Here is a 13,365-nt window from a genome sequence, read left to right on the forward strand (position 1 = left end):
TCACTCTGTAGAGATGGAGGGAAGCTGGGCCAGCAATTGGCGACGCGTGGAAGCACGGACGGGAACGTCGGACAACAGCCCCGGCAGCGCCTGGAACACCTCGCGCCAGTGCGCGATGACACGCCGAGCATCGGCGCGCTTCAAGCCGCCCTGCTCAGCCGCGCGCATCAGGTCAGCATTGCCAGGCGCGCGGCCCTCACCTGCAATGCTGGTGGTGTGCTCACCGCCCGGGCCGAAGGAAAAGGTCAGGTCGAACGCGGGCGACAGGCGCCATTGGCCGGCCGCGTCGCGCGTGAAGGCGAAGTTCTTGGCGTGGTCGTCGCGGTTGTGTGCCATCACATTGAAGACGCAACGCTCGAAGGCCTTCACGACCTCGCGGTAGTCGCCGGTGATGCGCTGCGTGGCCAGCATCAAGGTCGCGTAGTCCAGCGACGGCAGGCGAAAGTCAGCGTCGAGCAGGCCGGCCAGGCTCAGCAGCGGCACGCGATGTTCGCCTGCAGACGTGCCCACGCGGTCGAAGCGACGCGTGCCGAAGGCGGCGTGAGGCCTGGGCAGGGCAAGGTAGGCCGTTGGGGGCATGGCGATGCCTCCGAGTCGGCCCAGTTCGGCGTAGGCCTGCTCGATGGCGCAGGTCTCCGCGTGTTCGCCCGGCGCCGGGAACTTGACGAGGATGGGCTCGCCCTCGGCGCCGGGGCCATCTGCTCGCCACTGCCGCTGGTGCCAGCGCAGCAAGGCCTTCGGGCGCGCGCCTTGCGCGGAGCCGCCGAGGCGGAACAGACGTTGCAACTGCTGCTCGGGGCTATGCAGGCCTTCGTCGGCGAGCACGGCGGCGGTGTCGAGTGCCAGTTGTTCCAGCGTTAGCGCTGGCCAACCTTCGGCATCTGCATCGTCTGCCGGCTCGAAGGCGAGCGCGCCTGGCGCTCGGTCGCCGACCATCGCGAGACGATCCAGCACGGAGACGGTTCGCGGGTCTTGCCCGCGCCGGCGCAACGCGCGGTCCATCAGCAGCAGGCCCCAGCCATCGGGCAGCGCGTCGGCAATGAAGCCGGGCAGACCGTAGCTGTGAGCCGGGCCGGTCACGGCCACGGGCTGCGCGCCCGGGCGCGGCACAGGTGCGCGAAGGGGTGATGCCTCGATGCCACGCGAAATGGCTTCGGGAGAAAACTCGAACAGCAGCCGCCCACCGGCTTCGGCCAAGGTGCCGAGTGGCAGGCGCTCGCCCCAGCCGCAGTCGACGACGCGCAGCTTGGCCAGTGTCACTTGGGTGCTCCGGCGGTGCGACGGCTGGCGCGGCGGCGCGAGGGGCTGCCGGCCAGCGCCTCGGCCTGCGCGATGCTGGTCAACGCAGGCAGCTCGAACAGCATGCCCAGGCCTTCTGCGGCTTGCAGGGCCTGGGCCACGCGAACCACCAGTTCCAGGCTGCCCTGCCCCTGCGCCTCCAGCCGCCGCACAGCCGACAGCGAACAGCCCGCTCGCGCCGCCAGTTCGGCCTGGCCGAGATTGCGCAGCAGCCGCAGCGCGCGCAGGCGCTGCCCCAGCTGGATGCAGACGGCGGGAGCAGGCAGCAGATCGATCATCAATCGCTCTCATATGAGCTGTTGAATGCAATTTTCACACTTAATCGCTCAATGGAGAGCCATTAAATATGAGAAGCCGCCCAGCACCCAGAGGGGGTGTGGTGCGGACCACGAGGCATCGCGCGACGCGTCGCGGCTCCGATTCGGGCCATGCGCATGGCGTCACAGCGGCATGTTCCCGTGCTTGCGCCACGGGTTCTCCAGCTTCTTGTCCTTCAACATCGCCAGAGAGCGACAGATGCGCTTCCTCGTCTCGTGCGGCTGGATGACGTCGTCGATGAAGCCGCGGCTGCCGGCGATGAAGGGGTTGGCGAACCGGGCCTTGTATTCGGCCTCGCGAGCGGCCAGCTTGGCGGGGTCGCCCTTGTCCTCGCGGAAGATAATCTCCACCGCGCCCTTGGCGCCCATCACGGCGATCTCGGCATTGGGCCAGGCGAAGTTGACGTCGCCGCGCAGGTGCTTGGAGGCCATCACGTCGTAGGCGCCGCCATAGGCCTTGCGCGTGATGACGGTGATCTTCGGCACCGTAGCCTCGGCATAGGCGTAGAGCAGCTTGGCGCCGTGCTTGATGATGCCGCCGTACTCTTGAGAAGTGCCGGGCATGAAGCCGGGCACGTCGACGAAGGTCAGCACGGGGATGCTGAAGGCGTCGCAGAAGCGCACGAAGCGCGCGGCCTTGATGCTGCTCTTGATGTCCAGGCATCCGGCCAGCACCAGCGGCTGGTTGGCGACGATGCCCACCGTCTGACCCTCCATGCGCCCAAAGCCGGTGACGATGTTCTTCGCGTAGTCGGGCTGCAGCTCGAAGAAGTCGCCGTCGTCCACGACCTTCAGGATCAGCTCCTTGATGTCATAGGGTTTGTTGGCGTTCTCGGGCACCAGCGTGTCGAGCGAGTAGTCCAGGCGCGCAGCCGGGTCGCCGCTGGGGCGGCACGGCGCCTTCTCGCGGTTGGACAGTGGCAGGTAGTTGAAGAAGCGGCGCAGCATCAGCAGCGCTTCCACGTCGTTCTCGAATGACAGGTCGGCCACGCCGCTGCGCGTGTTGTGCGTCGTCGCGCCGCCCAACTCCTCGGCCGTCACTTCCTCGTGCGTCACGGTCTTCACGACCTCGGGGCCGGTGACGAACATGTAGCTGCTGTCCTTCACCATGAAGATGAAGTCCGTCATCGCCGGCGAGTACACCGCGCCGCCGGCGCAGGGCCCCATGATCATGCTGATCTGCGGGATGACGCCGGAGGCCATCGCGTTGCGCTGGAACACGTCGGCGTAACCGCCGAGTGACGCGACACCCTCCTGGATGCGCGCGCCGCCCGAGTCGTTCAGTCCGATGACCGGGGCGCCGACCTTCATGGCCTGGTCCATGACCTTGCAGATCTTCTCGGCGTGAGACTCGCTAAGCGCGCCACCGAAGACGGTAAAGTCCTGGCTGAAGGCGAAGGCCAGGCGGCCGTTGATCATGCCGTAGCCGGTCACGACGCCGTCGCCGGGGATCTTGTTGCCATCCATGCCGAAGTCCACGCAGCGGTGCTCGACGAACATGTCCCATTCCTCGAAGCTGCCCTCGTCGAACAGCAGCTCCAGCCGCTCGCGGGCGGTCAGCTTGCCCTTGGCGTGCTGGGCGGCAATGCGCTTCTCGCCGCCGCCGAGCCGCGCGAGTGCGCGCTTGGCTTCGAGTGCTTGCAGGATGTCGTGCATGGGGTTCAGCCTTGAAACGGGAAGTTGATCTCCACGCCGTTGCCGGCGGGGTCGTGCAGGAAGAACTGGTGCTGGCGCGTGACGTCCGAGCGTGATTCGTGGAAGGTCACGCCCAGGGCGGCCAGGTGGGCGGCCATGGCCTGGTGGTCGGTGCCGAAGAAGGCCGTGTGGTCGTAGGTCGTCGGCGCGGCCGGGTTCACCGGGCCCCGCACCGTCTCGTGGGCGCGTTGCGTGGACAGGTGGACGATGGCGTGACCGCCTGCATAGAGCCAGTAACCGTCACTGTCGAATCCCGGCCTCGGGCCGACCGTCAGGCCCAGCACATCGCGGTAGAAGTCGCGCAGCGTGGCCAGCAGCTCGGCCGGTGCGCGCAGGTTGATGTGATTCAGGCCGGTGATCATGAGTTGCTCCGAAGCTGGAAGGCCGCCAGCAACTGGCGCGCCGCCGTGGAGGGGGGCGTGCGGCCGTCGCGCACGTCGGCCGTGGCGGCCTCCAGGCGCTCGGCCATGCCGGGATGACTGACGAAGGCCTGCCGCAGGCCGGCCTGGATGCGCTCCCACATCCACGCGAGCGATTGCTCGCGGCGCCTGGCGCCCCAAGCGCCGCTGGCCTGGCGGGCATCGCGCTGCGCGGTGACCGCCTCCCACAGCGCCGCGATGCCGTCGGCCTTCAGCGCGCTGACCTGCAGTACGCGCGGCGCCGCGTGGGCGTGCGTGGGCAGCAGCCGCAGCGCGGACGTGATCTGGGCCTGCGCGCGCATCGCGGCAGCAGGGTCCAGGTCGGCCTTGTTGATGACGACGAGATCGGCCAGTTCCATGACGCCCTTCTTGATCGCCTGCAGGTCGTCGCCTGCATTGGGCAGCTGCAGCAGCAGGTAGAGGTCGGTCATGCCGGCCACCGCGGTCTCACTCTGGCCCACGCCCACAGTCTCGACGATGACGATGTCGTAGCCCGCCGCCTCACACAGCAGCATGGCCTCGCGCGTCTTCTCGGCCACGCCGCCCAGCGTGCCGCTGCTGGGGCTGGGGCGGATGAAGGCGCGCAGGTCCATGGACAGCTTTTCCATGCGCGTCTTGTCGCCCAGGATGGCGCCGCCCGACACGCTGCTGGACGGGTCCACCGTCAGCACCGCGACGCGGTGGCCAAGGGCCAACAGCAGCAGGCCGAAGGCCTCAATGAAGGTGCTCTTGCCCACGCCCGGCACGCCGGAGATGCCCAGCCGCAGCGCGTTGCCGGTGGCCGGCATCAGCGCTGTCAGCAGCGCGTCGGCCTGCTCGCGGTGGTCGGCCCGCGTGGACTCGACCAGCGTGATGGCCTTGGCCAGCGCGCGGCGCTCGCCGGCCTTGAGCCGCTCAGCAAGATCGCTCACGCTGCGGGCTCCCAGCGGTATTCGATGTCGAAGGCCTGCTCCTCGACGACGCGAAAGTCATGGCGGCGATAGAAGTCGTTGGCGCGGCTGTCGCGCAACGCGGCCAGCGCGATCGGCAGGCCCTGCGCCTTGATCTGGTCAAGCACCCAGGCGCCTATGCCCTGCCCCTGCATGGCCGGCGCCAGATACAGGTGATGCAGCCGCAGTTCGCCATCGCGCGGCTCGACGGTGAAGTAGCCGACGCGCTCGCCGTCCACGACCAGGTGCCGCATCCATTCGGGCCGGAACTGGCTTTGCAACCGCGCCCGCGCAACGTCCGGGCTGAAGCGGCCCAACCGCTCCAGGCTCTCACGCAAGGCCGGGATGCGCAGTGCCAGCATGGCCTCGAAGTCCGCGTCGGCGACGGGCGCCAGCGTGGGCGTCATCAGGCGGCCACCCGCATGCGAATCTGTTCCAGCACATCCTTGGCGCTGGCCGGAATCGGCGTGCCGGGGCCGTAGACGCCCTTGACGCCTGCCTCGAACAGGAAGTCGTAGTCCTGCGCAGGAATCACCCCGCCGACGAACACGATGATGTCGTCGGCGCCCTGCTTCTTGAGTTCTTCGATGATGGCCGGCACCAGCGTCTTGTGGCCGGCGGCCAGCGTGGACACGCCCACCGCGTGCACGTCGTTCTCGATGGCCTGGCGGGCACATTCCTCGGGCGTCTGGAACAGCGGGCCGATGTCGACGTCGAAGCCAAGGTCGGCAAACGCGGTGGCCACCACCTTGGCGCCCCGGTCGTGGCCGTCCTGGCCAAGCTTGGCGATCATCACGCGCGGCCGGCGGCCGTATTCGTCGCCGAAGGCGGCGATCTCGCCCTGCAACTTGGCCCAGCCCTCGGCCGAGTCGTAGGCCGCCGCGTAGACGCCGCTGACCTTGTGCGTGTCGGCACGGTGGCGGCCGTAGACGGCTTCCAGCGCATCGGACACCTCACCCACCGTCGCGCGCAGGCGCATCGCCTTGATGGACAAGTCCAGCAGATTGCCCTCTCCGGTTTCGGCGGCCTGGGTCAATGCAGCCAGTGCCGACTGGACGGCGGCCGAATCGCGCGTCGCCTTGATGCGATTCAAGCGTTCGATCTGCCCGTCGCGCACCTTGACGTTGTCCACGTCGAGGATGTCGATGGGGTCTTCCTTGGCCAGCTTGTACTTGTTGACGCCGACGATGACGTCGGCACCGGAATCGATGCGCGCCTGCTTCTCGGCCGCGCTGGCCTCGATCTTCAGCTTGGCCCAGCCGGAGTCCACGGCCTGGGTCATGCCGCCCATCGCGTCGACCTCCTCGATCAGCGCCCAGGCCTGGTCGGCCATGTCCTGGGTCAGCTTCTCCATCATGTAGCTGCCGGCCCAGGGGTCCACGACGCTGGTGATGTGGGTCTCTTCCTGGATGATGAGCTGGGTGTTGCGCGCGATGCGGCTGCTGAACTCGGTGGGCAGCGCGATGGCTTCGTCCAGCGAGTTGGTGTGCAGGGACTGCGTGCCGCCGAACACCGCCGCCATGGCCTCGATGGTGGTGCGCACGACGTTGTTGTACGGGTCCTGCGCGGTCAGGCTCCAGCCCGAGGTCTGGCAGTGGGTGCGCAGCATCAGGCTCTTGGGGTTGGTCGCGCCGAAGCCCTTCATGATGCGGCACCACAGCAGCCGCGCCGCACGCATCTTGGCGATCTCCAGATAGAAGTTCATGCCGATGGCCCAGAAGAACGACAGCCGCGGCGCGAAGTCGTCGACGCCCAAGCCCTTGGCCATGGCCGTCTTCACATACTCCTTGCCGTCGGCCAGCGTGAAGGCCAGTTCCAGCGCCTGATTGGCGCCGGCCTCCTGCATGTGGTATCCCGAGATGCTGATCGAGTTGAACTTCGGCATCTGCTTGGCCGTGTACTCGATGATGTCGCCCACGATGCGCATGCTCGGCGCCGGCGGGTAGATGTAGGTGTTGCGGACCATGAACTCTTTGAGGATGTCGTTCTGGATGGTCCCGGCCAACTGGTCCTGCGCCACACGCTGCTCTTCCGCCGCGACGATGTAGCCGGCCAGCACCGGCAGCACGGCGCCGTTCATCGTCATCGAGACGGACACCTTGTCCAGCGGAATGCCGTCGAACAGGATCTTCATGTCCTCCACCGAGTCGATGGCCACGCCGGCCTTGCCGACGTCGCCGGTCACGCGCGGGTGGTCGCTGTCGTAGCCGCGATGCGTGGCCAGGTCGAAGGCCACCGACACGCCCTGGCCGCCGGCGGCGAGCGCCTTGCGGTAGAAGGCGTTGCTCTCCTCGGCGGTGGAGAAACCGGCGTACTGGCGGATGGTCCAGGGCCGCACCGCATACATGGTGGGCTGCGGGCCGCGCAGGAAGGGCTCGAAGCCGGGCAGCGTGTCGGCATGCGGCAGACCGGCGGTGTCGGCCGCCGTGTAGAGCGGCTTGACGATCAGGCCTTCGGGCGTCGTCCAGCTCAGCGCGGCCAAGTCGCCGCCGGGCGCCGACTTGGCCGCGGCCTTGGCCCATTGCTCCAGCGTGGCAGTCTTGAACTCCGGGGCGTTCCCCCGGCCCTCAGCGTTCTGGCTGGCGTCCGACATCGAAACTCTCCTGTAACTGGCGCGGCATCATAGCTGCTCCGTTATTCATAATTATGAATTCAGATTGAGCCTACACTCGGCGCCCATGCCTTCAGCCGGCCTTTCCGACTCCACCGCCGCCCCGCTTGCCAGCCTGGCTCTGTACGAACAGGTGGCGGACCGCTTGCGCCAGCGCATCCTGGACCGCGAGCTGGAGCCGGGCGCCTGGATAGACGAGCTGAAGCTGTGCGGCGAACTGGGCATCAGCCGCACGCCGCTGCGCGAGGCCTTGAAGGTGCTGGCCGCCGAAGGCTTGGTCACGATGAAGCTGCGCCGCGGCGCCTATGTGACCGAGATGAGCGAGCGCGACGTGCGCGAGGCCTACCAGTTGCTGTCGCTACTGGAGAGCGACGCCGCATCACGCGTGGCCGCGCTGGCGAGCGACGTGGAGCTGGCCGAGCTGGCCGCCCTGCATGAAGCGCTGGAAACCGCGCTGCCCGACCGCGACGCCTTTTTCGCCGCCAACGAGCAGTTCCACCTGCGCATCCTGCAGATCGAAGGCAACCGCTGGCGCCAGCAGATGGTCAACGACCTGCGCCGGCTGATGAAGCTGAACCGCCACCACTCGCTGTTCCGCGAGGGCCGGCTGGCCGAGTCGCTGGGCGAGCATCGCGCGCTGATGCAGGCGCTGATGGCCCGCGATGCCGAGGCTACCGCGCGGCTGATGCGCACCCACTTCGAGAACGGCCTGGCTGCGACGGCGCAGGCGCGCTGATCAGGCCCGCACGGCGCGCATCGCGTACTGCATGGGCGAGGCGTCGCGCACCGCCTCTTCGGGGTCGCGCCCCAGCGCCAACGCCATCTGGCGCACGCCGGCAAGCGCCTGCTCGCGGATCGGCGGCTCCTCCACCATGCAGGGCACACCGGCCTCCACGCGCAGGCCCGCGCCGTCGAACAGTTGCAGCATGGTCTGGCGCGTGAACCAGCGGATGTGGGTGCGGTCCATCAGGCCGGTGGCCTCGTACTGGAAGGCGCCCATGTTCAGCCGCGCCTGCACGCTCCAGTGCTGGGCATTCGGAATGCTGGTCACGACGCAGCCGCCGGGCGCCAGCACCTTGGCCACCTCGGCCAGCACCCGCCAGGGGTCGCGCAGATGCTCCAGCACGTCGCCGAACACCCAGCAGTCGCGCCCCTGCAGTGCCGCGAAAAACTCCGGGCCGGCCTCGTCGATGTTGACCTGCAGCACCTCGTCGCAGCGCTGGCGGGCGATGTTGGCCGCCTTGGCGTCCAGCTCCAGGCCGACGAAATGCACGTCGGGTCGCCTGGCCTTCAGCGCCAGGGCGAGGCCGCCGGTGCTGCAGCCCACCTCCACGACGCGCGTCACCTGCGCCGGGATCAGCGCCAGCACGAAGGGGTTGTAGCCGCGCGGCTCGGCGGCCACCTGCGCTTCGGCGGCGGCCTTGGCCTCGGCGGCCTGCCTGGCGCGCACCTCGGCCATCCATTCGTCCAGGTGGTAGCCCTGGGTGTTCATGACGGTGCCCCGGCCCACGTGGTCGATGTAGACCTTGTCGGTGCCGGGCGTCACGTCGTTCAGCGTCCAGTCCAGGTGCTTCAGCAGCTCGGACCTGCCGGCGTCATGCAGGGCCAGCATGGGCGCCACCATGGGCGCGCCATGCTTGACAGGCATGGGCCACTGCTTCATGACCTCGATGTTGCACAGCATGCAGGGCGGGTGCAGATAGGGCACGGCGCCGTAGGCATACGGGATGTCGAAGCCCTCGCGGTTCACATAGGCCACGCCGCCGACGCCGTAGTGCTGGGGCTGCAGTTCGGCCAGCAGCGCCTCGATGAAGCCGTCGCGCAGCACGACGATGTCGCTGTCCAGAAACAGCGCGACGGGGCCCAGTGGCAGCGTCTGCACGGCCCAGGCCATGCCGGGCCCGTGGTGGATGTTGTAGCCCTGCACATGCAGCGTCACGCCGTCGAACGGCGCCACCGCCGCGCGTATGCCGTCCACGTGCTCGGCGCTGGAGCCGTCCACGATGTGCACCGGGTTGGCATAGAAGCGCCGCAGCGAGGCCAACAGGTTGCGTATCAGCTCCGGCGAGTTGTACGACACCACGACGACGGGAATCTGGCGGGGGTCCATGGGCGGCCGATCAGAATTTGTGGCTGGACAGGAAGGTGTTCCAGTGCTGGAGGAACTCGGCCTCGGCAGTGGCGTCGCCCTGGCTGAGGCGACGCATGATGTCGACGAAGGGGGCCACATCGGGCTCCTGCGCGTAGCGGTTGTGCAGAGCGCCATGCAGGCCGGCATAGCACTGCCGCGCCTGCTCCGCGCCCAGCCGGCCGATGCGCGTCGCACCCAGCGCCAGCGCCCCATAGCCCAGGTGGGCGGCCTTCATGTGCTTGCCCAGCATCTGGGCCGAGTGCCCTTCCCCACCGGCGCGGAAGGCGCCCAGCCGGTCCTGGATGTAGGCCACCGGATTGATGAGGCTGGCCGCCAGAAAGGCGCCCAGGTCCCACAGGCCGGCATAGGACACGCCGCCGAACTCGGGCTTGAACAGCAGTTCTGCCATTTCCTTGCGCATCACGCAGTTGGAAAACTCGCCCAGCCAGTTCTGGCATTCGGGCAGGGTCGTGGAAAACAGCACGGTGGCGTCCAGCAACAGCGTGCGGTCGTTGGAGAACCAGACCGCCTTGGGGATGGGCATGCCCTCCACCGGCTGGCCGCGCTCGTTGCTGTTCCAGCGCGCGCTGATGCTGCAGGGGTGGTGGCCGGTGGCGTGCGCCATCATGTGGCGCAAATAGAAGTCAGGGTAGAGAACGTCGTCGTCCAGCATCAGGTGGCAGAACTCGCTGGAGCCGTCCCACAGCTGGATCAGGTGCTTGAAATTCTCGTAGGCGCCCGCGCGCGGGCCCTGATGGATCTCGATCGGCAGCTTGCGCATGGCCAGCGCCATGGCCGGCGAACGCAGCAGCGTGCCGAACTCCCCGTTGGGGCTGTCGTCCGAAACGACGACTCGCTTGGGCAGGTGCGTCTGCGTGACCAGGCCCGTCAGCAATTCGACGAGGTATTTGGTCTTGTAGGCCGGGATCAGAGTTGTGACATGCATGAACTAATGCTCAGGGTTTCCCTAGGCGACGCTATTGGAGCTGCGGGACGGCCATTTGATAGCGAAAAACAGGCTGTCGAAGCTCAAGCTGTTCAAAGCAACGCCGATAAGGCTGAGACCTAGCATTGCAACGAATAGTTAACGCTTGAGGAATTTCCGTGCACCCCATCGGCGATACCAGCGCGACCTCCGACGGTACAAATCCACCACCTGCACTTTTGTGCTGCACCAGATGCGCGCGAAAGTTAAAGGTGGCGAACGTGTTGCCGAAATCCGTCCCATAGATCCCGCCATCCCTAAGTCCCATTTCGACCCGCCGTTCGCCTTCGAGCGTCGGGTTCAGTGCCATCTGCATCGGCAAGACCCGTCAGCACGCCAAGCCGCGCCAACCTGAGGTAACGAGAACATGCCTTCCATCATCAGCAGCCTCACCAGCGACCAGATCGCCGGCCTCACCTCCGCGACCTTGCGTGCATTGGGCACGGAAGACTGGGCAGCGTTCTCGTCCGACCAGATCAAGGCCTTGACCACCAGCCAGGTGAGCAGCCTGTCCAGCTTCGCGATCAAGTCGCTGGGCACGGACCAGTTCGCGTTCTTCGAGACCGAAGACATCGCCCGACTGTCCACCGCGGCACTGCTGGGCATGAACTCCGAGCAAGTGCAGGCGATGGGCAGCGAGCAGGCCGCCGCGCTCACCACTGCGCAGATCAGCAGCCTGTCGACGCAGCAGTTCTCGGCACTGGAGACCACCGACCTGCAGGCGCTGGGCAGCGACGTGTTCAAGGTGCTGAGTTCCCGCCAGCTGGGCACGCTGAACTCTGAGCAACTGGCGGCGATCGAAACGGCAGACCTCGGTCAGCTGAGCACGTCGGCGCTTCGCGGCATCACCTCCGAGAACATCGACGCCTTCACGACTGAACAGGTCCAGGCGCTGTCCACGGCCCAGATCCAGTCGCTGACCACGCAGCAGCTCAAGGGCCTGTCCACCGAGCAAATGGCCGCGCTGGAGACACAGGACCTGCGCGCCCTCTCCACCGCCCAGATCCGTGCGCTGTCCACCGAGCAGCTCAACGCGCTGACCACCGAACAGGTCGGCGCGCTGACCACGACCCAGATCGCCAGCCTGTCCACGGCACAGATCGCCGGCATGGAGACCGCCGACCTGCAGGCCCTGGACACTGCCCAGTTCAAGGTGCTGTCGTCCGCCCAGGTCGGTGCGATGACCTCCGAGCAGCTGGCCGCCATCGAGACTGGCGATCTGGCCGTGCTGACCACAGCCGCCATCCGCGGCATCACGTCGGAGAACATTGACGCGTTCACGACCGACCAGATCCAGGCGCTGTCCACCATCCAGATCCAGTCGCTGACTACGCAGCAGCTCAAGGGCCTGAGCACCGAGCAGATGGCCGCGCTGGAGTCGCAGGACCTGCGCGCCCTCTCCACCGCCCAGATCCGTGCGCTGTCCACCGAGCAGCTCAATGCGCTGACCACCGAACAGGTCGGCACGCTGACCACGGCTCAGGTCGCCAGCCTGACCACGGCGCAGATCGCCAACATGGAAACGGCCGACCTGCAGGCCCTGGATACGGCCCAGTTCAAGGTGTTGTCGTCCGCCCAGGTCGGTGCGATGAGCTCCGAGCAGCTGGCCGCCATAGAGACCGCCGACCTGGCCGTGCTGACCACGGCCGCCATCCGCGGCATCACGTCCGAGAACATCGACGCGTTCACGACCGACCAGATCCAGGCGCTGTCCACCAACCAGATCCAGTCGATCACCACGCAGCAGCTCAAGGGTCTGAGCACCGAGCAGATGGCCGCGCTAGAAACGCAGGACCTGCGGGCCTTGTCCACGGCCCAGATCCGCGCGCTGTCCACCGAGCAGCTCAATGCGCTGACTACCGAACAGGTCGGCACGCTGACCACGACCCAGATCGCTAGCCTGACCACGGCGCAGATCGCCAACATGGAAACGGCCGACCTGCAGGCCCTGGGCACCGACCAGTTCAAGGTGCTGTCGTCCGCCCAGGTCGGTGCGATGACCTCCGAGCAGTTGGCCGCCATCGAGACGGCCGACCTGGCTGTGCTGACCACGGCTGCCATCCGCGGCATCACGTCCGAGAACATCGACGCCTTCACCACCGAGCAGATCCAGGCGCTGTCCACGGCGCAGATCCAGTCGATCACCACGCAACAGCTCAAGGGCCTGTCCACCGAGCAGATGGCCGCGCTGGAGACGCAGGACCTGCGCGCCCTGTCCACGGCGCAGATCCGTGCGCTGTCCACCGAGCAGCTCAACGCGCTGACCACCGAACAGGTCGGCACGCTGACCACGGCCCAGATCGCCAGCCTGTCCACGGCGCAGATCGCCAACATGGAAACGGCCTCTCTGCAGGCCCTGGACACGGCCCAGTTCAAGGTGCTGTCGTCCGCCCAAGTCGGCGCGATGAGCTCCGAGCAGCTGGCCGCCATCGAGACTGCCGACCTGGCCGTGCTGACCACGGCCGCCATCCGCGGCATCACGTCCGAGAACATCGACTCGTTCACGACCGACCAGATCCAGGCGCTGACGACGGCTCAGATCCAGTCGATCACCACCCAACAGCTCAAGGGCCTGAGCACCGAACAGATGGCCGCGCTGGAGACGCAAGACCTGCGCGCGCTCTCCACTGCCCAGATCCGCGCGCTGTCCACCGAGCAGCTCAACGCGCTGACCACCGAACAGGTCGGTACGCTGACCACGGCCCAAATCGCCAGCCTGACCACGGCTCAGATCGCCAACATGGAAACGGCCGACCTGCAGGCCCTGGGCACCGACCAGTTCAAGGTGCTGTCGTCCGCCCAGGTGGGTGCGATGACCTCCGAGCAGTTGGCCGCCATCGAGACCGCCGACTTGGCCGTGCTGACCACGGCCGCCATCCGCGGCATCACCTCCGAGAACATCGACGCCTTCACGACTGAACAGGTCCAGGCGCTGTCCACCAATCAGATCCAGTCGCTGACCACCCAGCAGCTCAAGGG

General features: G+C 67.3%; 11 protein-coding genes and 1 pseudogene. 2 read left to right on the forward strand and 10 right to left on the reverse strand.

Annotated features, from left to right (window positions below):
• From ACG00Y_RS16370 to scpA, 7 genes are all read right to left on the reverse strand, one after another.
• Positions 1-1,260 carry a type II toxin-antitoxin system HipA family toxin gene (locus ACG00Y_RS16370; protein ID WP_394480604.1) on the reverse strand — a complete coding sequence of 420 codons (1,260 nt, stop codon included), beginning with the start codon at positions 1,258-1,260 and terminating at the stop codon, positions 1-3.
• A complete protein-coding gene (locus ACG00Y_RS16375; RefSeq protein ID WP_394480606.1) occupies positions 1,257-1,577 on the reverse strand; it encodes a helix-turn-helix domain-containing protein in 321 nt (106 codons plus the stop codon). Before ACG00Y_RS16375 ends, ACG00Y_RS16370 begins: the two co-directional genes overlap by 4 nt.
• Positions 1,578-1,739: 162 nt before the next feature.
• Positions 1,740-3,272 carry an acyl-CoA carboxylase subunit beta gene (locus ACG00Y_RS16380; protein WP_394480608.1) on the reverse strand — a complete coding sequence of 511 codons (1,533 nt, stop codon included), beginning with the start codon at positions 3,270-3,272 and terminating at the stop codon, positions 1,740-1,742.
• A gap of 5 nt (positions 3,273-3,277) precedes the next feature.
• Positions 3,278-3,673, reverse strand: coding sequence for a VOC family protein (locus ACG00Y_RS16385; protein ID WP_394480610.1), 396 nt, complete (start codon positions 3,671-3,673; stop codon positions 3,278-3,280).
• Complete coding sequence (gene meaB / locus ACG00Y_RS16390) at positions 3,670-4,641, reverse strand: methylmalonyl Co-A mutase-associated GTPase MeaB (protein ID WP_394480611.1); 972 nt, start codon at positions 4,639-4,641, stop codon at positions 3,670-3,672. Before meaB ends, ACG00Y_RS16385 begins: the two co-directional genes overlap by 4 nt.
• The gene (locus tag ACG00Y_RS16395; RefSeq protein WP_394480613.1) at positions 4,638-5,066 is read right to left on the reverse strand and encodes a GNAT family N-acetyltransferase; all 429 of its coding nucleotides are present in this window, start codon (positions 5,064-5,066) and stop codon (positions 4,638-4,640) included. The genes meaB and ACG00Y_RS16395 overlap by 4 nt, the downstream gene beginning before the upstream one ends.
• Positions 5,066-7,252, reverse strand: coding sequence for a methylmalonyl-CoA mutase (gene scpA, locus ACG00Y_RS16400; protein ID WP_394480615.1), 2,187 nt, complete (start codon positions 7,250-7,252; stop codon positions 5,066-5,068). Before scpA ends, ACG00Y_RS16395 begins: the two co-directional genes overlap by 1 nt.
• Positions 7,253-7,337: 85 nt before the next feature.
• Here scpA and ACG00Y_RS16405 point away from each other — a divergent pair, with 85 nt between their 5' ends.
• Complete coding sequence (locus tag ACG00Y_RS16405) at positions 7,338-8,006, forward strand: GntR family transcriptional regulator (RefSeq protein WP_394480617.1); 669 nt, start codon at positions 7,338-7,340, stop codon at positions 8,004-8,006.
• Here ACG00Y_RS16405 and ACG00Y_RS16410 read toward each other — a convergent pair whose 3' ends face one another.
• From ACG00Y_RS16410 to ACG00Y_RS16420, 3 genes are read right to left on the reverse strand one after another with little or no spacing between them, the layout of a single operon-like run.
• Positions 8,007-9,380 (reverse strand): methyltransferase domain-containing protein, encoded by a 1,374-nt coding sequence (locus tag ACG00Y_RS16410; RefSeq protein WP_394480618.1) that lies wholly within the window; start codon positions 9,378-9,380, stop codon positions 8,007-8,009.
• A gap of 10 nt (positions 9,381-9,390) precedes the next feature.
• Positions 9,391-10,347, reverse strand: coding sequence for a glycosyltransferase family A protein (locus tag ACG00Y_RS16415; RefSeq protein WP_394480620.1), 957 nt, complete (start codon positions 10,345-10,347; stop codon positions 9,391-9,393).
• Positions 10,348-10,378: 31 nt separating this feature from the next.
• Entirely contained in the window at positions 10,379-10,702 is a 324-nt protein-coding gene (locus ACG00Y_RS16420; protein WP_394480622.1) for a hypothetical protein, read from the reverse strand.
• A gap of 51 nt (positions 10,703-10,753) precedes the next feature.
• Here ACG00Y_RS16420 and ACG00Y_RS16425 point away from each other — a divergent pair.
• Positions 10,754-13,365 (forward strand): annotated as a pseudogene (locus ACG00Y_RS16425) (hypothetical protein); the annotation flags it as partial.

The organism is Pelomonas parva (assembly GCF_043555835.1).
Lineage (GTDB): Bacteria > Pseudomonadota > Gammaproteobacteria > Burkholderiales > Burkholderiaceae_C > Pelomonas > Pelomonas parva.

What these genes read in the sequence shown, in the direction of transcription:
- ACG00Y_RS16405 (WP_394480617.1), top strand. Translation starts at nt 7,338, where the DNA reads ATGCCTTCAGCCGGCCTTTCCGACTCCACCGCCGCCCCGCTTGCCAGC.
- ACG00Y_RS16375 (WP_394480606.1), bottom strand. Translation starts at nt 1,577, where the DNA reads ATGATCGATCTGCTGCCTGCTCCCGCCGTCTGCATCCAGCTGGGGCAG.
- ACG00Y_RS16385 (WP_394480610.1), bottom strand. Translation starts at nt 3,673, where the DNA reads ATGATCACCGGCCTGAATCACATCAACCTGCGCGCACCGGCCGAGCTG.
- ACG00Y_RS16420 (WP_394480622.1), bottom strand. Translation starts at nt 10,702, where the DNA reads ATGCAGATGGCACTGAACCCGACGCTCGAAGGCGAACGGCGGGTCGAA.
- ACG00Y_RS16380 (WP_394480608.1), bottom strand. Translation starts at nt 3,272, where the DNA reads ATGCACGACATCCTGCAAGCACTCGAAGCCAAGCGCGCACTCGCGCGG.
- ACG00Y_RS16395 (WP_394480613.1), bottom strand. Translation starts at nt 5,066, where the DNA reads ATGACGCCCACGCTGGCGCCCGTCGCCGACGCGGACTTCGAGGCCATG.
- ACG00Y_RS16415 (WP_394480620.1), bottom strand. Translation starts at nt 10,347, where the DNA reads ATGCATGTCACAACTCTGATCCCGGCCTACAAGACCAAATACCTCGTC.
- ACG00Y_RS16410 (WP_394480618.1), bottom strand. Translation starts at nt 9,380, where the DNA reads ATGGACCCCCGCCAGATTCCCGTCGTCGTGGTGTCGTACAACTCGCCG.
- scpA (WP_394480615.1), bottom strand. Translation starts at nt 7,252, where the DNA reads ATGTCGGACGCCAGCCAGAACGCTGAGGGCCGGGGGAACGCCCCGGAG.